The 18,437-nt window shown below is 59.9% G+C and carries 20 protein-coding genes and 1 tRNA gene; 13 read left to right on the top strand and 8 right to left on the bottom strand.

Annotated elements, in window-relative coordinates:
- Positions 1-8 precede the first annotated feature (8 nt).
- The 3 genes from purF to HALTADL_RS14580 all read right to left on the bottom strand — a co-directional run bounded on the left by purF (position 9) and on the right by HALTADL_RS14580 (position 2,166).
- Positions 9-1,526 carry an amidophosphoribosyltransferase gene (purF, locus tag HALTADL_RS14570; protein ID WP_089670913.1) on the bottom strand — a complete coding sequence of 506 codons (1,518 nt, stop codon included), beginning with the start codon at positions 1,524-1,526 and terminating at the stop codon, positions 9-11.
- A 233-nt stretch (positions 1,527-1,759) separates the two neighbouring features.
- Complete coding sequence (locus tag HALTADL_RS14575; protein ID WP_089670912.1) at positions 1,760-1,933, bottom strand: 50S ribosomal protein L37e; 174 nt, start codon at positions 1,931-1,933, stop codon at positions 1,760-1,762.
- Positions 1,930-2,166 (bottom strand): LSM domain-containing protein, encoded by a 237-nt coding sequence (locus HALTADL_RS14580; protein WP_089670911.1) that lies wholly within the window; start codon positions 2,164-2,166, stop codon positions 1,930-1,932. Before HALTADL_RS14580 ends, HALTADL_RS14575 begins: the two co-directional genes overlap by 4 nt.
- Before the next feature lie 302 nt (positions 2,167-2,468).
- On the opposite strand from HALTADL_RS14580, the gene HALTADL_RS14585 reads away from it, so the two are divergent.
- Positions 2,469-3,821: a ribonuclease J gene (locus HALTADL_RS14585; RefSeq protein WP_089670910.1), complete on the top strand. Its 1,353-nt coding sequence runs from the start codon at positions 2,469-2,471 to the stop codon at positions 3,819-3,821.
- Positions 3,821-4,867 carry a polyprenyl synthetase family protein gene (locus HALTADL_RS14590; RefSeq protein WP_089670909.1) on the top strand — a complete coding sequence of 349 codons (1,047 nt, stop codon included), beginning with the start codon at positions 3,821-3,823 and terminating at the stop codon, positions 4,865-4,867. The genes HALTADL_RS14585 and HALTADL_RS14590 overlap by 1 nt, the downstream gene beginning before the upstream one ends.
- 129 nt (positions 4,868-4,996) lie before the next feature.
- Here the strand turns inward: HALTADL_RS14590 and bcp are convergent, their stop codons facing one another.
- The gene (gene bcp, locus HALTADL_RS14595; RefSeq protein ID WP_089670908.1) at positions 4,997-5,467 is read right to left on the bottom strand and encodes a thioredoxin-dependent thiol peroxidase; all 471 of its coding nucleotides are present in this window, start codon (positions 5,465-5,467) and stop codon (positions 4,997-4,999) included.
- A 90-nt stretch (positions 5,468-5,557) separates the two neighbouring features.
- Between bcp and HALTADL_RS14600 the strand changes: the two genes are divergently transcribed.
- The 6 genes from HALTADL_RS14600 to HALTADL_RS14625 all read left to right on the top strand — a co-directional run bounded on the left by HALTADL_RS14600 (position 5,558) and on the right by HALTADL_RS14625 (position 10,843).
- Positions 5,558-6,421, top strand: a complete 864-nt coding sequence (locus tag HALTADL_RS14600; RefSeq protein WP_089670907.1) for an NOP5/NOP56 family protein — start codon at positions 5,558-5,560, stop codon at positions 6,419-6,421.
- Positions 6,418-7,050 (top strand): fibrillarin-like rRNA/tRNA 2'-O-methyltransferase, encoded by a 633-nt coding sequence (locus tag HALTADL_RS14605; protein ID WP_089670906.1) that lies wholly within the window; start codon positions 6,418-6,420, stop codon positions 7,048-7,050. Before HALTADL_RS14600 ends, HALTADL_RS14605 begins: the two co-directional genes overlap by 4 nt.
- 62 nt (positions 7,051-7,112) lie before the next feature.
- Positions 7,113-8,465, top strand: coding sequence for an NRAMP family divalent metal transporter (locus tag HALTADL_RS14610; protein ID WP_089670905.1), 1,353 nt, complete (start codon positions 7,113-7,115; stop codon positions 8,463-8,465).
- Between the two features lie 74 nt (positions 8,466-8,539).
- Positions 8,540-9,616, top strand: a complete 1,077-nt coding sequence (locus HALTADL_RS14615) for a glutamate--cysteine ligase (RefSeq protein WP_089670904.1) — start codon at positions 8,540-8,542, stop codon at positions 9,614-9,616.
- 63 nt (positions 9,617-9,679) lie between these two features.
- A complete protein-coding gene (locus tag HALTADL_RS14620; RefSeq protein WP_089670903.1) occupies positions 9,680-10,315 on the top strand; it encodes a winged helix-turn-helix domain-containing protein in 636 nt (211 codons plus the stop codon).
- Between the two features lie 39 nt (positions 10,316-10,354).
- Positions 10,355-10,843, top strand: a complete 489-nt coding sequence (locus tag HALTADL_RS14625; RefSeq protein ID WP_089670902.1) for a phosphopantetheine adenylyltransferase — start codon at positions 10,355-10,357, stop codon at positions 10,841-10,843.
- Here the strand turns inward: HALTADL_RS14625 and HALTADL_RS14630 are convergent, their stop codons facing one another.
- Positions 10,844-11,152 carry a cyclin gene (locus HALTADL_RS14630; RefSeq protein WP_089670901.1) on the bottom strand — a complete coding sequence of 103 codons (309 nt, stop codon included), beginning with the start codon at positions 11,150-11,152 and terminating at the stop codon, positions 10,844-10,846.
- Between the two features lie 120 nt (positions 11,153-11,272).
- Between HALTADL_RS14630 and HALTADL_RS14635 the strand changes: the two genes are divergently transcribed.
- The 5 genes from HALTADL_RS14635 to HALTADL_RS14655 all read left to right on the top strand — a co-directional run bounded on the left by HALTADL_RS14635 (position 11,273) and on the right by HALTADL_RS14655 (position 14,595).
- Positions 11,273-11,356: transfer RNA gene (locus tag HALTADL_RS14635), tRNA-Leu, on the top strand.
- Positions 11,357-11,546: 190 nt separating this feature from the next.
- The gene (locus tag HALTADL_RS18120) at positions 11,547-11,933 is read left to right on the top strand and encodes a DUF7534 family protein (protein ID WP_089670900.1); all 387 of its coding nucleotides are present in this window, start codon (positions 11,547-11,549) and stop codon (positions 11,931-11,933) included.
- Positions 11,934-12,000: 67 nt separating this feature from the next.
- Positions 12,001-12,807 (top strand): diadenylate cyclase DacZ, encoded by an 807-nt coding sequence (gene dacZ, locus HALTADL_RS14645; protein WP_089670899.1) that lies wholly within the window; start codon positions 12,001-12,003, stop codon positions 12,805-12,807.
- Between the two features lie 3 nt (positions 12,808-12,810).
- Entirely contained in the window at positions 12,811-13,602 is a 792-nt protein-coding gene (locus HALTADL_RS14650) for a mechanosensitive ion channel family protein (RefSeq protein WP_089670898.1), read from the top strand.
- 324 nt (positions 13,603-13,926) lie between these two features.
- Positions 13,927-14,595 (top strand): helix-turn-helix domain-containing protein, encoded by a 669-nt coding sequence (locus HALTADL_RS14655; protein WP_089670998.1) that lies wholly within the window; start codon positions 13,927-13,929, stop codon positions 14,593-14,595.
- 84 nt (positions 14,596-14,679) lie between these two features.
- On the opposite strand, the gene HALTADL_RS14660 is transcribed toward HALTADL_RS14655, so the two are convergent.
- The 3 genes from HALTADL_RS14660 to HALTADL_RS14670 form a co-directional block, all read right to left on the bottom strand.
- Positions 14,680-15,687 (bottom strand): halocyanin domain-containing protein, encoded by a 1,008-nt coding sequence (locus tag HALTADL_RS14660; RefSeq protein ID WP_089670897.1) that lies wholly within the window; start codon positions 15,685-15,687, stop codon positions 14,680-14,682.
- Between the two features lie 2 nt (positions 15,688-15,689).
- The gene (locus tag HALTADL_RS14665; RefSeq protein WP_089670896.1) at positions 15,690-16,826 is read right to left on the bottom strand and encodes a multicopper oxidase domain-containing protein; all 1,137 of its coding nucleotides are present in this window, start codon (positions 16,824-16,826) and stop codon (positions 15,690-15,692) included.
- Positions 16,827-17,040: 214 nt separating this feature from the next.
- Positions 17,041-18,150 (bottom strand): glutamate-cysteine ligase family protein, encoded by a 1,110-nt coding sequence (locus tag HALTADL_RS14670; RefSeq protein ID WP_089670895.1) that lies wholly within the window; start codon positions 18,148-18,150, stop codon positions 17,041-17,043.
- Positions 18,151-18,437 lie beyond the last annotated feature (287 nt).

Here is an 18,437-nt window from a genome sequence, read left to right on the forward strand (position 1 = left end):
CCGCAAATTCAGTCGTCGGCCGCAAACGGTCCGGGCTCGCTAACTACCGGTCGACTCACCTCGCGGTCGGTCGTCTCCCCGTCGATATCATAGGGGTACTCGCCGGTCACACAGCCCAAACAGAGGTCGATCTTCTCGCTGTCGAGGCTCTGGGCGATGGCGTCGATAGAGAGGTACGAAAGACTGTCGGCACCGATCTCCTGGCGAATCTCGTCGACCGATTTATCAGAAGCAATGAGTTCTTCGCGGGTTGCCATGTTAATCCCCATATAACACGGGGCGAGGATCTGTGGCGAGCCGACGCGCATGTGAACCTCCTCGGCGCCGGCGTCTTTCAGCAGCTCGACCAACTGGTTCGAGGTCGTCCCCCGAACAATCGAGTCGTCGATGATGGTGACGGTTTTGCCCTCGATGGTACTTTTAATCGGATTGAGTTTGAGCCGAACCGCGCGTTCGCGTTCGTCCTGCGTCGGCATGATGAACGTCCGGCCAACGTACCGGTTTTTCATCAGTCCCTCGGCGAACTCGACACCGTCGTCGTCCTCGGGTCGTGGCTCGCCGTCTGCGGTGGTGTCGCCTGCGGCATCGGCGTAGCCGGAGGCAAACGCTCGCCCCGAGTCGGGGACGGGGAGGACGACATCGGTCTCGATCCCGCTTTCCTCCCAGAGCTTCTCGCCAAGTTTGCGCCGAACATCGTAGACGAGGCTCTCGTCGATAACCGAGTCGGGCCGCGCGAAGTAGACGTGTTCGAAAAAGCAGTGTGCCGTGTTTTCTTTCTCGACGAGTTGGTGGGACTCATAGCCCGAGCCATCCTTGTTGAGGACGACGAGTTCGCCCGGCCGGACATCCCGGACGAGTTCACCGTCGAGCGTATCGATGGCAGCCGACTCGGAGGCCAACACGTAGCCATCCTCGACTTCTCCGATACAGAGGGGCCGATTGCCCTCCGGATCTCGGACGCCGATGACCGCATCGTCGTGCATGATCGTCAGCGAATAGGAGCCGTGAATCCGCTCCATGGTTCGTTTGACCGCATCGGTCAGGTCGTCTTCGAGCAGGTTGCGAGCGATGTCGTGGGCGATTACCTCGGTGTCACCGTCGGAGGTAAAGGCATGTCCCAACCCGGCCAGCTCGTCGCGGAGCTCGTCGGCGTTGACGAGATTCCCGTTGTGTGAGAGGCCAAGCGACCCCGACTTGAACGACACTGAGAAGGGTTGGGCACAACAGGAGTTGATACTTCCTTCAGTGGGGTAGCGAACGTGCCCGATTCCGTTGGTCCCGTTCAGTGTGTTGAGGTCACTTTCGTCGAATACGTCGCCGACAAGTCCCATGTCGACGTGGCTGTGCTGTTGGAAGCCGTCGTGGGTGACGATCCCGGCGGATTCCTGGCCCCGATGCTGGAGCGCATACAGCGAGTAGTACAAGGGTCGTGCGACAGGGCGATCCGCCAGCGCGATCCCGACAACACCGCATTTTTCGGTTGGCCCGTCGACGGACTGGCGGCGCGAATCCCGGCCGTGTTCCATACCCATCCGTAGGAGAGTCGATAGCTAAAAACCCCGTGTTTGTGCTGTCCCATTGGTCTTCACTGTCCAGAATACACACAATCATGCATACTTAGTCGACAACGAAACGGTATTCGAGATGCGACAGCGCTGTCTGTGAATCGGGTGTCGGAGTCAAGATATGACAGACGGCGTTACGACTCAACGAAAGAAGGAACCGACCGCGAAAACCGAGACTGCGAGAAGAAAACGGCCTACTCGCCAGCTTTCGACTGCCACTCGTAGTCGCGTCGTTTCGCCGACTTACCGAAGCCGCACGACGAGCAGACTTTTTTGCGGGAGTGGTAGGATTTCTCGCCACAGCGTCGACATTTGACGTGTGTCGTTTTGTTCTTCTTGCCCTGAGAGGGAGTTCCTGATCCGGTCATACAGTTATCGAAACGACGTTATCGCCGCGTATAATGGTTGTGTCTTCGACCGAGTCGACGGTCAACTCGCCGAGGCCGTCGGCATCCGTATCCTCGCCCGGAGCCTCCAAGACAACGTTCATATGCTGGTCGTAGCCCGACAGCGTCCCAACATAGGCCGTTCCGTCCTTTAGTGCGACAGTAACCGTCTCGTTCAGAGACGCCTCAAGAACATCGAGGGGTCGTCCACTCATACCGTCACAGGCTCCTGTTTCGGTAATAAACGTACCGGAACAGTATGGTTCACCCACAGCGTATGACGGATCTATAGCCCCGAAAGCGGGCACTGAACCGTGAGAACCCACGTAGTTTTTAACACCACACGTTCAACGCTCACCTACCAACGAACCCGCGGGTAACTGTCGGGTCGACTGGTGTCTCCAGTCGGTCACGACACAGCGGGGCCATACCGACGCGCAGCACGCCGGGGCAGGTGGCCCCTACACGCGGTGAAGAGAGCAGTACGCTGTGAGCGATCTGCTCAGGATTTGAAATTATGGAAATCGAAATCGCAACAGTCGGCGGTTATGAGGAGGTCGGTCGCCAGATGACGGCCGTCCGTGCGGGCGAGGATGTCGTTATTTTCGATATGGGTCTCAACCTCTCGCAGGTGTTGATCCACGATGACATCCGGACCGAACAGATGCACAGTCTCGACCTGATCGACATGGGTGCGATCCCCGACGACCGCGTGATGAGCGAGCTCGAAGGCGACGTGAAAGCCATCGTCCCAACCCACGGTCACCTCGACCACATCGGGGCGATCTCGAAACTCGCCCACCGATACAACGCACCCATCGTCGCCACGCCCTTTACCATCGAACTGGTCAAACAGGGAATCGAAAGCGAATCGAAGTTCTCGGTCGACAACGACTTCGTCAAGATGGAGGCCGGCGAAACGATGTCTATCGGCACCAGCGGCCAGGTCGACCTCGAATTCGTCAACGTCACCCACTCGATCATTGACGCGATCAATCCGGTCCTCCACACCCCAGAAGGGGCCATTGTCTACGGCCTCGACAAACGGATGGACCACACGCCGGTCATCGGCGACCCCATCGACATGGATCGGTTCCGTGAGATCGGTCGCTCGGACAACGGCGTCCTCGCGTATATTGAGGACTGCACCAACGCTGGCAAGAAGGGCCGCACGCCCTCCGAGTCGGTCGCCAAAGAGCATCTCCGGGATGTCATGCAGTCCATCGAGGATTACGATGGTGGGATCGTGGCGACCACGTTCTCAAGCCACATCGCCCGCGTGAAGTCACTCGTCGAATTTGCCGAGGACATGGGTCGACAGCCCGTTCTGCTCGGCCGCTCGATGGAGAAATATTCCGGTACTGCCGAACGCCTCGAATTCGTGGATTTCCCCGAGGATCTCGGCATGTACGGCCACCGGAAATCAGTCGACCGCACGTTCAAGCGGATCATGAAGGAGGGCAAGGAGAACTACCTCCCAATCGTCACCGGCCACCAGGGCGAGCCACGGGCGATGCTCACCCGGATGGGCCGCGGCGAGACCCCCTACGAACTCGACGAGGGCGACAAGGTGATCTTCTCGGCACGGGTGATTCCAGAGCCGACAAACGAGGGCCAGCGCTACCAGTCCGAGCGACTCCTGAAGATGCAGGGCGCACGCATCTACGACGACATCCACGTCTCAGGGCACCTCCGCGAGGAGGGTCATTTCGAGATGCTGGAGGCCCTCCAGCCACAGAACATCATTCCGGCTCACCAGGATCTGAAAGGGTTTGCGCCCTACGTTGATCTCTGTGAGAGTCAGGGGTACGAGCTGGGCCGTGATCTGCACGTCACGCGCAACGGCAATCTCATTCAACTGGTGGAGTAATGACGCAAAACGCCACCGAAAAGCGAGTCCTCGCGGCAATCGGCCAGCGCCGCGAACTCATCAACGACGGGATAGACGTCGACCTGCCACTGGCCGACCCCGAACGACTGTACGAGGCCACCCGATACATCCTAGAGGCTGGCGGCAAACGGCTCCGACCGACTGCGACGCTGCTGGTGGGTGAGGCGCTTGCCGACACCGACCCCAGCGAGCTCGACTACCGAGCGTTCCCCACAGTGACTGGTGGCGAGGTCGACCTGATGGCCGCAGCGGTCTCCATCGAAGTCATCCAGTCGTTCACGCTAATCCACGACGACATCATGGACGACGACGACCTCCGGCGGGGTGTCAAGTCGGTCCACAACCAGTACGACACCTCAACTGCAATCTTGGCGGGCGACACGCTGTACTCCAAGGCCTTCGAAATCATGGCGGATGTCGGCGGCAAACCCGAAAACACGCTCGAAGCGATGCGCCTGCTGTCGTCGACCTGTACCAAGATCTGCGAGGGCCAGTCGCTGGATGTCGCCTTCGAATCCCGCGACGATCTAACCCCAGAGGAGTATCTGGAGATGGTCGAACGCAAGACGGCAGTGCTCTACGGGGCGGCCGTGGCGATCCCGGCAGTGCTGTTGGATGCCGATCAAGAAATCGTCGACGCGATGTATCAGTACGGCATCGAGTCGGGCAAGGCGTTCCAGATTCAGGACGATGTCCTCGATCTGACGGTGCCGAGCGAGGAACTCGGTAAACAGCGCGGCTCGGATCTCATCGAGAACAAGGAGACGCTGATTACGCTTCACGCCCGCCAACAGGGCGTCGACGTCGATGGCCTGCTCAGCCAGTCGACCATCGAGTCGGTCACCGAAGACGAGATCGACGCAGCCGTCGAGAAGTTAGAAGACGCTGGCAGCATCGAGTACGCCCGCGAGATGGCCGAAGACCTCACTGCACAGAGCAAAGAACGGCTCAACGCGCTCCCCGACAACGAGGCCAGTGACCTGCTTGCTGATCTCGCCGACTACCTCATCTCTCGGGGCTACTGAGTAGTCGACCAGTCACGGTTTGGTCTAAACCGACAGAGACATTCTACAACTAGCACCCCGAGAAACTATTCAGTCGACGCACAGTTCAGCGGAAAGCAGGTGTGTTCAGCGCCGAGGATTCGAGTTTCGTTACGCGTTCTGGAGTTCGGTCAGCGCGTCGAGGACTTCATCGGCGTGGTCGGCTGGCGAGACACCTTCGAAGGCGCGTGCGATGGTCCCGTCAGGAGCGACGATGTACGTGTTTCGAAACACGCCGTCAAAGGTGCGACCAAACATATTTTTCTCCCCATAGGAGTCGTACGAGCGGCCGACCTCGCCATCCGGGTCGGAGAGTAACTCAAACGGCAGGTCGTGTTTCTCCGCGAACGCTGCGAGATCTTCGACGGGGTCATCGCTGATACCGAAGACGGTGATTCCGCGCTCTTCGAACTTGGCGAACTGGTCGCGGAAACTTTTGGCTTCGGTCGTACAGCCCGGCGTGTCGGCTCGGGGGTAAAAGTAAACCACTGCATACTCGCCGTCGACGGAGGAAAGCGAGACCGTCTCACCGTGTTGGTTTTCGAGGTCGAACGTTGGAGCTGGCTCGCCTGATGAAAGCATGGTTGGGGATGTGCCGTCTCGCCCAAAGTAGTTGCTCATCCACAGCTCGAAAGGGGGAGCGATATACAGCCCGAGGGAGAAGAGGGCTGTATGACCGAGAATGCTACCGACCGGGGCTGGTTCGCGGGACTGGAGCCCGGATCAGTCGATGAGGCCCGAGAAGCCATCGACTCTGGTGGAGCCGAGGCCCCCGCCGACTGGCCCGAACTGGCAGTCGACGCGGGGTTCGCCGAAAGCGAATCCGAATACTACGACCTGCTTCACGAAGCGACGATCACCGCCACACGAGCGACCGTTGTCGACCGTGAGCAGGCCGACGACAAACAGCTCCTCCACGCCGTCCGGGCGATGGATGATGCCGACCGGACGGCCAACGAACTCGCCGAGCGACTCAGCGAGTGGGCCGGAACGCTGTTCGACGACGTGGGAACCGGCGTTGGAGCCGCCCGCGAGTTGGTCGACCGTGATCCGACCACCCCGCTCGAAGCCCGCGTTATTTCGCTTGCCGAACGGGTCGACGACCTCGCCACAGAGGCTGACGAACTCCGGGCGTTCATCCAGCGGGAAGCCCCGGAGGTCGCGCCGAACCTCAGCGAAATGGCCGGTCCAGTGTTAGCGGCCAGACTGATCGCGCTGGCTGGCGGCCTCGAAACCCTCGCCAAGAAACCCAGCGGCACCGTTCAGGTGTTGGGTGCTGAGGACGCGCTATTCGCCCATCTCGCCGGGCGGGCTAGCTCCCCCAAACACGGCATTATCTACACCCACGAGTACGTCAACGGAACACGCCCCGAGGACCGTGGCTCGGCGGCCCGCGCCTTTGCGGGCAAACTCTCGATTGGAGCCCGCATCGACCACTACAGCGGTGAGCCGCGGCCTGAAATTCACGAGGAACTCGCCGACCGAATGTCGACAATCCGTGCTCGGGCTGCTGATGACGAGGAGGCAAGCCAATGACCGAGCTTCCGGACGGCGTCGAACGCCGGAACTTCGACGGTCAACAGCGATTGTCGACGCAGGGCACCCCGGTCTACGGCGAGCCGACCGATGGCGACTGGCGACTATGGGATGCTGGACGCTCGAAACTCGGCGCAATGCTCGAATCGGGGATGGCAGTCGACCTCTCCGGCGTCGATAGCGTGCTGTATCTGGGTGCCGCAAGCGGCACCACCGTAAGCCACGTCGCTGATTTCGCAGGGCCGACGTACGCCATCGAGTTCGCCCCCCGACCAGTGCGTGATCTCATTGGCGTCGCCGAAGACCGGTCGAATCTCTTTCCACTTCTGAAAGACGCCCGCAAGCCGGAGAGCTATGCGCATATCGTCGAGAGCGATCTGGATCTGCTCGTGCAGGATGTTGCAACCCGCGGGCAGGCAGCGGTTGCTGTCGACAACGCCCAGTTCCTCGCTGACGACGGGCTGCTGTGTCTCGCAATCAAAGCCCGCAGTGAGGACGTCACTGCCGACCCGGAAACGGTCTTTCGGCGAGTCCGTGAGGAGTTAGCCTCGGCCTACGAGATCGTCGACAGCGAGCGATTAGAGCCGTTCCACGCCGACCACCTCGGTATTGTCGCTCGAAAACGATAACGGTTCTTCGGTGGTAGCACCGAGTAATAACGCTTTACCACTCCCGAAGAAAACCGCCGAGTATGCGTCAACAGACAGCGGCTAATCGATCAGTATCGGAGAAGGTCTCGGCGTTAGGCCCAACGTGGCTGGCGGGGGCGATTGCCGCCGGGCCAGCAACGATAGCGGCGCTGGTAACGGCCGGTGCGAGTTTCGGCTACAGCCTGCTGTGGGTTGTCGTTATCTCGGCGCTGTTTGGGGCCATCGCACAGTATCTCGCCACTAAACTGGCACTGTCGACCGAGGAGGGTCTCGTCGAAACTGTCGAGCGTCGACTCGGCTCGAAGTGGGCGTGGTTGCTCGTTGCCGACGTCGTGCTTGCATCGGGGTTTGCCCAACTGATTATCATGAAGACGCTCGCTGATGTGTCGGGGTTGCTGACCGGCGTCGACGCCCGGCTCTGGGGCGGCTTCTGGGCGATTGTGCTTGCGATTGGGCTTGCAGGTGGCGGGTATCGGATCGCCGAACTCGGCGCGAAGGTGATCGTCTCGGCGATTGTGGTGGCCTTCGTCGCCTCGCTGTTTATCGTACCGACAGATCTCATCGCCGCCTCGGGTGGTCTCGTGCCGACGATCCCTGCCGGCGTCGACGGTGCGCTCGTCGCTGCGGGGATTCTTGGCGGTGCGGTCCACATTACGATCATCACGATGCAGACCTACACGGTGCGGGCCCGCGGCTGGACCACCGAGGATGCCGGTCTCGCTCGGTTCGACATTGGCATCTCGATGGTCGCGGCATTCGGTATTTTCAGTGTGGCGACGTTCCTCGTCGTCGCCGGCGCGCTGTTTGGGAACGTCGACCCCCAGGGACTCACGGCGGTGTCGGCGGCCCAAGCGCTCGAACCGATTGCCGGAGGGGCCGCCCAGTCGCTGTTCCTCGCCGGGCTGCTCGGTGCCGCGGTGTCGACGCTTGGCGGTAACACATTGGTGCCACCGTACGTCGTCGCCGACAAACTCGACTGGAAGATCGACGTGAGCGACAGCCGCTACCGAGCGCTGCTGGCTGCGACGGCGTTGCTGAGTGCTGGCGGCGCGTTCATCGGCGGCTCGTTCCTGCAGCAACTGGTACTGGTGTTGGCTGTTGGAACTGTTGGAACACCGTTCGTGCTCGCACTCGTCTTGGTGCTGTTGAACGACGCTGGAACGGTCCCCGAATCGCCCGGAGCACTACTCAACATCGGTGGTATTCTGGTGTTTACCGTTGCGAGTGTACTCGCTGGGAGATTCATCAGCTCACAGATCGGCAGCGGACTGACGCCGCTCTCGGGAAGCGTACTGGCCTTCGGGATCGTGCTGACCATCGCAACTGTCGTCCTCCTCGGCTTACATCTTAGAACCCGACTGGCGGGCGGAAACAGCGTGGCCGTCAGCGAGTAGGCACACCCTACTCGGGGGACTGAGTGTCACCGGCTTCAGGAGGTATTTACGAGTCCGTTACATACGGCGGACTAATGGAGACTGGTGCGTCGGAGACGTTTAGCCGGATGGGAACGCTCGGTATCGAAGAGGAGTTTTTTATTGTCGACGACAGTGGACGGCCAGTCTCGGGCATCGACGAGCTGGTTTACAACTCGGAGCCGCCCAAAATCCTGCAAGATCGGTTGGATCACGAGCTGTTTCAGTGTACCATCGAGACCCAGACGCCGATCATCGAGTCGACCGGGGAGGCGCGGTCGACACTCCAAGACGTTCGTAAAGCACTGGTCGACCACGCCGAAGACCACGGGTTCCATATTGCGGCGGCTGGACTCCACCCCGCGGCAAACTGGCAGGAGCTCGACCACGCGACCAAACCCCGGTATCAGGCCCAGCTAGATCGGATTCAGTACCCACAACATCGGAACACGACCGCGGGGCTGCACGTCCACGTGGGCGTCGACGATCCCGACAAGGCCGTCTGGATCGCCAACGAACTCCGGTGGTATCTGTCGCCGGTGCTTGCGCTGTCGGCGAACTCGCCGTACTGGAACGGGTTCGATACGGGCCTGTCGTCGGCTCGCGCAAAGATCTTCGAGAACCTTCCCAACACAGGTGTGCCGACCAAGTTCGACGACTTCGCCGAGTACGACGCCTTCGAACAGCGGATGGTCGAAACTGGCTCGATCAACGACCGCGGCGAACTCTGGTTCGACGTGCGGCCACACACGACCCACGGCACCGTCGAGGTTCGGACGCCCGACGGCCAGTCCGATCCCGAGGTCGTCCTTGCCTTTGTCGAATACATTCACGCGCTCGTGGAGGATCTCGCCGCCCGCTATGAAGATGGTGAAGAACCACCGGCCGAGCTGCGTCGGGAACTCCTCGACGAGAACAAGTGGCGAGCGATCCGCCACGGCCACGAAGCGAGTTTTATATCACAGGACGGTGAGAACGTGATCGACCTCGCCGAGATCGTCGACCGCGAGGCCGACCGACTCGGCGTCGAGGGGATTCGAGACGCACTCGACGACGAAAGCGGGAGCCAGCGCCAGCGCCAACTAATGGCCGAAGAGGGGCTTGATGGCCTCTGTGAGTCGCTCATTCTGTAGCCGATTCGTTGCCTGTCGACCGACAGAAACGCTTTTGCCGCCAGAGGGCCGATATTCGCTATCATGACCCCAGATCCTAACGACGAGTCCGACGAGACCATCGACGTCGACAGTGTCGATGCGGATGTAGATGATGAGGACGACGGGCCACGGGCTGAGATCCAGAAAACCAAAGCCCGGCTCGAAGAGGAGGCCGACAGGGCCGTCTCGGAGTTCGATCAGGGGATCGTCGACCTACTGGCGTGGATTCTCGACACCGAAACCCGCGCGCGGATCTTCGTCTATCTCCGCCAAAACCCCCACAGCACGAGCGACGAGGTCGCTGATGGCACTGGACTGTATCCAAGCACCGTCCGTGAGGCATTGGCCGAACTCCACGAGGAAGACACCGTCCTCCGAGAGAAACGCGAAAGCGACGGCGCGGGCAACAACCCCTATGAGTACGAAGCCATCGCGCCGAGCGAACTCGTCCGTGGCGTCGTCGGCGAGGTCCAGCAGGAGCTCAACACCGTGTTCAACCTCGACAATCGGCTCGGCGGCAGCAGCGACGAGGAAGATAGTGGCCCGGTGACGATCAGCGTCGACGGTGACGACGAGACCGATGACCCAAATGAACCGGTGGATATCGACGTCGAAGATGCCGCATCCGACGACGAAACGGACGATGAAAGCGACAGTTCGGATGTGGATCGGACGTAGTGTGTGGATATTTAAGTTCGTAGACCGCTACCCGGCAGTATGAATGTCGCGCTGGGCGGGACCTTTGATCCCGTCCACGACGGTCACCACGCGCTGTTCGAGCGGGCTTTCTCGCTGGGCGATGTGACCGTTGGCCTGACCAACGACGAACTCGCTCCTGAAACTAGACACGTCGAGCGGTACGTCCGTTCCTTCGAGGAGCGAGCCGCCGACCTCCGAGCGGAGCTCGAACCGCTAGCCGAAAAGTACGACCGTTCGTTCGAGATCCGACCGTTGAGCGAGCCGACTGGGATCGCTGTCGAGCCACAGTTCGACGCGCTCGTCGTGTCGCCCGAAACCGTCGACGGGGCCGAGCGAATCAATGACCTCCGCAACGAGCGTGGACTCGACCCACTGGAAATCAAAGTGGTCGACCACGTCCCGGCCGACGACGGCAAGCGCATTTCGTCGACGCGGATCGTCACCGGCGAAATCGACCGTCACGGTAATCTGACGCCCGACAGAACCGGCCGCGAAGAGACCCGATAGCTACCAGTTCGGCGGCTGGAACCCCGCATCCGCCATGATATCTTTCCACCGAGACTGGATGCTGAGTCGAGAGACGTCGAGCCGGTCGGCAACCGCCCGCTGTGAGCGCTCCTCGCCGTCGATCAGCGCCGCCGCATACAGACTCGCCGCCGCAACCGCAGGCTTCGACCGCTCTTCGTCGGGAACATGGGTGAGAAACAGATCCCCCGCCGTCGACCGTGTCGACTGGCTGAGGTCCAACTGTTGGCCCGCCTCGTCGAGTTGCTCCAGCCAGTCGCTGTGTTCGAGCCGGTCCCGTGCACGGTACATACTGTTCCGTATCCGGCAGACGGCATTAACTCCTCTGGCGAAGGTGGTGTATGAGACAGAGTGTCTGCCGTCGACCAGAACGACAGTTTCTTAGCGGGGATGGCCACTATATCCAACCGCGCGTGGGTAGCCAAGCCAGGAAAAGGCGCAGCGCTTAGGACGCTGTCCCGTAGGGGTCCGAGAGTTCAAATCTCTTCCCACGCATAAATCGGCTCGAAAGAATGTGAGGGCGGTGTTTTGCTGAGCAGGTTTAAAACAGGGAGCGAAGCGAACAGCATTGGTCCGGTTCTTCAAACCCTCGCTCGCCGACAGTAGGAGCCTCTAAATATACATGCCGACGACAAACGAGTTCATGCATATATTAATAGATTGAATATATTGACAACTTCATACAATGGCAGATACGGCTCGGACAGCGTTTACCAAACGTGCTGTGCTGACTGTAATTGTCGGATTCACGCTTGCCGGTATCTTCGGCCCTCCAGATCCATTCACTCAGTTATCGATAATGGGCGTTTGTACTGCGGTTGGACTCGTCGGCTCTTATTGGTTGACTTATAAATCGACCGTCGACCTCCCGAACGTTCGGTGGAGCGATCTGTTCCGATGGTACGTCAGTACGTTGCTGTTCGCCTTTCTTATCCTAATAGTAACAGATCCTATTGCTACGTTCGGCAGTCTCGCGAGTCAGCTCTTCCAACTCAGCGTGTGGGTGGTCGGTGCTGGTCTTGCCTGGATCGTTGTCAACTCCGACAGCATCCCGTGGCCCGGTGACACATAACATACGTCAGCCAGACGTCTGACGCCCTGATTAAAACTTTATTAACCGCGCGAATATAAAAGAAGCAATGACCTCCCTCAGCGACATTCTTACCGACCTCGTGTCGGACGTCGACGGTGTATTTCTCTTTTCGCCGAACGGCTCGTTTCACGAGCGGTTCGACGGGATCGAGAACGTGGTGGTGGTTGGCGCCGAAAACACGGTCGAGGCCGACACGTTCGTCGAACTGCCGATCCAGTTCGCGGACGTGACCGACCGAATTCGGTTCGGGATCGAGGGGGCGATGGACGACGGCCTCGTCGGCGAGGGCGACGTGCTCGCCTGTATCGGCTCGCTGTTCAGCGACGACGCCGACTTCACGAGTCGTGTCCGCGTCGACGAGTCGATGCGGTCGGGGATCTACGATCTGTTTACCAACTCTCGGGCCGATCCGACCGTGATCAGCGACGTCTTTGAAGTCGCGCTGGAACTCGGCCGGAAAGGCCAGAAGGGCAAACCCGTCGGCGCGCTGTTCGTCGTCGGCGACGCCGGCAAGGTGATGAACAAATCCCGCCCGCTGTCGTACAACCCCTTCGAGAAATCCCACGTCCACGTCGGCGATCCCATCGTGAACGTGATGCTCAAGGAGTTCTCACGGCTCGATGGTGCGTTCGTCATCTCGGATTCGGGCAAGATCGTCTCGGCCTACCGCTATCTCGAACCGAGCGCCGAGGGCGTCGACATCCCCAAAGGACTCGGCGCACGCCACATGGCCGGTGGGGCGATCACCCGCGACACCAATGCGACCGCAATTGTGCTCTCGGAGTCCGACGGGCTGGTCCGAGCGTTTAAAGGTGGGAAACTGATACTCGAACTCGATCCAGAGGAGTACTAACTCATGCACGGGCCGCTTCAGTTCTCCGTCGACGAGTTTTTCGGCACGATCTCGCCGCGGATCTGGCTCGCGGTGTTTATTTTCACGATTGGGATGCTGCTCGCCTACGGTGTGATGGGCGTCACGAGTCGACTGCTTGAGCGAATGGGCGTCGTCGAGACGATTGAGGGAACCAGTTTCGAGCGAACGACAAACGAGTTCGGGACCTCAACGGCGCGGATTATCACACAGCTCAGCGGCGTGTTTACCATATTGTTGGCGACCTTCGTGGCGATCACGGTTGCAGACCTCCAGTTTGTCGGTCTGTTTTGGAGTTCGGTCGCCATATTTCTGCCACAGCTCTTCATTGCAATCGTTATTCTGGTCGTCGGCGTTGTTGTCGCCGACAAAGTCGAACTGTTGGTCTCCGAACGGCTTCGTGGGGTCAAACTCCCCGAAATTGGCCTCATCCCGCTGCTCGCCAAATACAGCGTGTTGTTCGTGGCAATCCTCATCGCTCTCAGTCAGATCGGCGTCGCGGTACTCGCGCTGATCGTTCTGCTGGGGGCCTATGCGCTGGCACTGATCGTGTTCACTGCACTCGCCACACAGGATTTGCTGGCTTCGGGGACTGCCGGGGTGTATCTCCTCCTCAATCAGCCATACAGTATCGGTGACGAAGTGAAAGTCGGCGGCCAGCGTGGGATCGTCCAAGAGGTCGACCTCCTCGTTACTCGAATCGAAACTGACGGCGAAGAACACATTATCCCCAACCGGACCGTTCTCAAAGACGGGATCGTTCGCATTCAACAGTAACTCGGTCGGACGATCTATGCGACCGATAGTCCGGAGTAGGTAGTCGACTGGAATGAGCCACGCAAACACGACACAACACTCACTGTCGACGTGGAGATCGATACGCTTGCTGCTGGCGATATCGCTCGCTTCGATGGCAACCGCGAAATTTCACCCTGCACTATCGATGGTAGCGTGGCACTGCACGTATTGGCACCGCGAGTAGAGGAGTAGCTCCACCCCGAACATGTTCATCCATATTTGTATATGAGACGAGGCCGAACGTGTTCGCATGTCAGTAGCAACGCAGTCGACGCAACCGGTGTCGACCGGAGTGATCCAGCGATGACACAGGCCCGGCTCGTCATTACGTTGCCCGAGCAGGTTTGGATCGGCGATGTCTCAAGAGCGCATCCTGACACGACGTTCACTGTGTTGGCGGCAGTGCCCAGCGACGAGGTCGGGTTCGGGCTGGTACGCATTGCTGGCCCGGAGACCGACTCTCTGCTTTCGGAAATCGAGAGCTACGACCAGATCACCGAGCTCTCAATCATTCAGCAGACTGACGGCGAGGCAACCATCCAGTTCGAGACCACGATGCCGCTGTTGCAGTTTTCGGCCCAAGCTTCGGGGCTTCCAATCGAGATGCCGGTGACAATCAGCGACGGCACGGCGACTGTCGACGCGACCGGCTCCCACGAACGAATCTCGGAACTCGGCACCCAACTCCGGAACTTCGGCTTGGAGTTCCGCATCGAGTACATCCAAGAGCGACTCCACACGAGTCAACTGCTCTCGGAGAAACAGCAAGAGCTAGTGCTGGCAGCGGTCGAAGGCGGCTACTACGACACCCCACGAAGCTGTTCGTTGACCGACCTCGCCGAGGAAGTCGGCATCGCCAAGTCGACCTGTAGCGAGACGCTCCACCGCGCCGAGGAGACAATGATCAAACAGTTCGTCGAGGATCTGCCAACGCCGAACGAGTCGGAAAATCGGATCGTCGCGCCGGAGTAGGTCATCGCTACTGCGGCGACAGCCAGTCCCTAACGCGGTTTCGGTCAACACGCTTGTTTAAACAAAATCGTCAGTGGCGAAGCCTCAGTCCGTCGACTGTGAGGAATCCGAGGCTGTTCCGAACCCGAACAGAGCAACGAGACCGCCAGCGAGACCGACCCCGCCACCGAGGGTCAGGAGATCACCACGGCTGTAGCCAGCGTCGGATTCCGGCGAGCCGACGACGATGGCCCCTCGCATCCCCATCGACTCGTGGGGTGTGCAAACATATTTGACGATACCACGTTCCTCGAACGTCTGCTCGAAAGTTGTGCCGCCCTTGCCCACGAGATCACTCTGGAAGCCACCGTCATTGTCGACGACGTTGTGACTCCCGCCGTTGCCGGACCACTCCCAGACGATGGTCGTTCCGGGGTCGACGCGGATGGCTGGCGGATCGAAGGCGTACGGTCCGTTGTTGCCGTCGGCTCCCACAGTGACCGTCACCTCGTTGCTGCCGGTTTTGTCGACGGTGCCGTCGAAGTTGCCGACACCCTCGAACCAGCCACCGTAGTCGATTCCGTCGCCACTATCGGACTCACTCTCCCCGTCTGCTGTCTCCGCCGAGGCCATCTCGACATTGCCGACCGCGATAGCACCCTTCATGCCCACTGTTTTGTGGGGAGAACAGGCGTAGGTGATGATCCCCTCGCCCTCGACAGTGTGCTCGAAGGTGTGTCCGGCCTCACCGACCAGTTCGCTCTCGAAGCTTCCGTCTTCGGCGACGACGTTGTGGCTCCCGCCGTTGCCGGTCCACTCCCAGACGATGGTCGTTCCGGGGTCGACGTGGACGGCTGCGGGTCCGAAGGCGAACGCCCCACTGTTGCCCGATGCCCCGACAGTGATCGTGACTTGGTCTGTGCCGCGTTTGTCGACGGTTCCGTCGTAGTTGTCGACGTTGCTGAACCAGTCGCCGTAGGCTGGTTCGCTGCCGGACTGGGCGACTGCTGGTCCTGCAGTGGCCACGCCGAGGCCAGCCATGCCGATGGCCGCGGTGCCACGAAGTACGGTTCGCCGTGCGACTGGTGCCGTTTGTGAGCGATTTGCGGTCATAGTTACCCCTCGTAGCCCGCGTACTCCATGAGCTGTGCGAAGATGTCGGTATCCATCGCATCCCGGTAGACGATGGCGTTGACCATCCCGCCGGGGTAGAAGTTCCCGTTCATCGCGTGGTTGACCTTGTGGCAGTGCATGAGGTAGATGCCGGGATCGGCGTCGGCCTCGAACTCGATGGTGTGGCGGCCCGCTGGCGGAACATTGGTAACGTCCTGTTCGTGCTGGGCTGCCTCGGGGATCTGCCCGCCGTCTTTGGCCACGACTCGGTAGCGATGGTTGTGGAGATGCATCGGATGGGACATGTAGCCCGAGTTCGCAAGGTGGAGCCTGACGGTATCCCCCGAGTCGACGATGATCGGCGACCCCTCCTCGGGATGGATCGTTCGCGGCAGGCTCTTGCCGTTCATCGTGAACACGTCTGGGTTCCGGTCACGCGGACTGTAGTCGACGTTTTCGCCGTTCATCATCCGCGGGAGCCGCGAATCCCAATCTTTCAACGTCAGGAAGTACTCCTTGTCGGCCGGCTCGTACCCCTTGGGGTCGACGCGGAGAATCCCGTACATCCCCATATCGATGTGCCGGTGGGTCTGGTAGTGACAGTGGTAGAGATGCGTCCCCGGCACATTCGCGGGAATGGAGTAGGTGTGTTGCTCGCCGGGGTTGATCTGGATTCCCGTCGTCGTCGGCACGCCGTCGTTCTCCCAAGTCTTTTGAACGCCGTGGAAGTGGAGCGTGTGTGGCTGCTGTCCGTTTGCGTTATCGAAGGTGATCTCCATATCCTCACCCTCGGTCGTCCGCAGGATCGGACCGGGGACGCTCGGTTGCCCGTCGTCAGCCTTGAACGCCCAGACACGCGGGAGTTCGACCGGCCCACCCATCGAGTCGAGCGGGTGAACCGCGTGTTTCGAGGGCACCGACGACAGCGTCACCGAGTTGCCCTGCTCGTCGACGTTGACGACCTCGGGCGGACTCGTCGAGGGAAGCGATCCATCCACCTGTCTGGTGGCCGATCCTTCCATCGCACTGTTGGTCGGTGCCGAACAGCCAGCCAGCGAGAACACGCCGGCCCCACCGGTTGCAGCCAAAAATTCGCGGCGTGAGATACCCCGTCCGGGTGCGCCAATATGGTTACTCATAGATGTACAACTGGTAGTTTGGAGGGATAGTAGATAATTCCAGAATCCGATTCCCACTGCGTTGGAACCGATCCGAACATGTTCGCATATACAGCCAAACGGTGTGTGTCGTGCTCATGAGAGCAATCTGTGGCTCCATCGTGTGGCCACGACACACAACTCTGTTATGAAGGCGGGTGGGTCCCAGTAGACTCACACAGAGCGTCGACCACTGTCAGTCAGCCTCCAGTGGCTGTGTCTGCAGGATATCGACACGGAGCCGATCAGCATACTCAACGCGGAGCTGTCTGGCCTCGTGTTGTGTAATGTACCCGTCCTGAACTTCGTGGGCGATTGGTTCGTAGGCCTCGACATCGAATCCCATCCGTGTGAGGTAGGACCGCACCGACTCGGATGCAAGCCCCTCCTCGATGGCAGCGTCGACGTACTCTGAGACGGCATCGAACGTCGGCAGCACGATCTCCTTGTCGGTAATCGAGCCGTTCTCGCCACCGATTCGGAGCTCGGTCTTGCCGATCCCATCAATAATCGTTGCCATCTGATCGGAGAGCCTGAGAATCTCGCTTGGGTATGCGGTATCCGGTGATCGCCACTCGACGGTGCCAAACTCCTCGCGGAGCTGGACGGGTGTCCAGACTGCGCTTTCGGGATCGAAACAGGATTCGACAGCCGTCCGGTCGACGCCAGCGGCGAGGGCTGTCTGCAAGAACTCGTCGTAGCGAGCCTCAAGCCGGTCGGTCCATTCCGCACAGTCAGCGACGTAGGGCCACAACTCTCCCTGATGGGCGAGTCCGTCGTAGGCCAGTCGACGGTAGAGTTCGGATCGCGCGCCCATGGCCAGCGTTTCGCCCCGGAAATGCCGCCCGGAGTTGACCAACGCTAGCGCCGGATCGAGCGCGATCAGCGTGTTGAGCTGGTCGACTGCATGGCCGGGCTGCTGTTCGAAATGGATGTGGGTCCCCGCACAGTGGCGGACGTACTCGAAATCCTCACCAATGACCTCGTTCTGGATTCGCGTTCGCTCGCTCGGCAGTTCTTGAATTGCCTCGTGGGTGATCGGTGTCGACAACGGAACCAGCCCCTTGTCGAGTTCAGCAGCGCGCTGGAGGACCGTCCGAATTCGCCCACACAGCTCCCTCCGGAGTTCGGCTGTCGACTCACAGGGGGTGGTCTTGATTTCGATCATGGGTTCGACGAACTCGCGTTCGGCTCCCGGCGACGCCTCGATGAGTCCGTCAGGCTCGACCAGTCGACCCGCCTCGTCGATCACCCAGTATTCGACCTCAATACTCCGACGTACCGATGTTGATTGGTGTGCTGTCACAGTGATACTGCAGCGTCGGCATTCTAGCAGGCGATTCCGTCTCAATAGGGCCAGCGTAGCTACAGTCTCGATTCCACGACGACACGCTGTCGACGCCAGTAGATTCGTAGCTACCCTGTGTGTCGAGTTCACATAGATAGAATACGGGCAATGCATTGGCCAAAAGACTATGCACATATGTTTTAATATACTTCTAAAAAGTATTAGGACATGTTAGGGGTGAGATTTCAAACAAATGTATGTTCAAATATAGGCGTTATAATTTGGTAATTGGTATGCAAAAACAG

Origin of the sequence: Halohasta litchfieldiae (assembly GCF_002788215.1) — an archaeon.
GTDB classification, from domain to species: domain Archaea; phylum Halobacteriota; class Halobacteria; order Halobacteriales; family Haloferacaceae; genus Halohasta; species Halohasta litchfieldiae.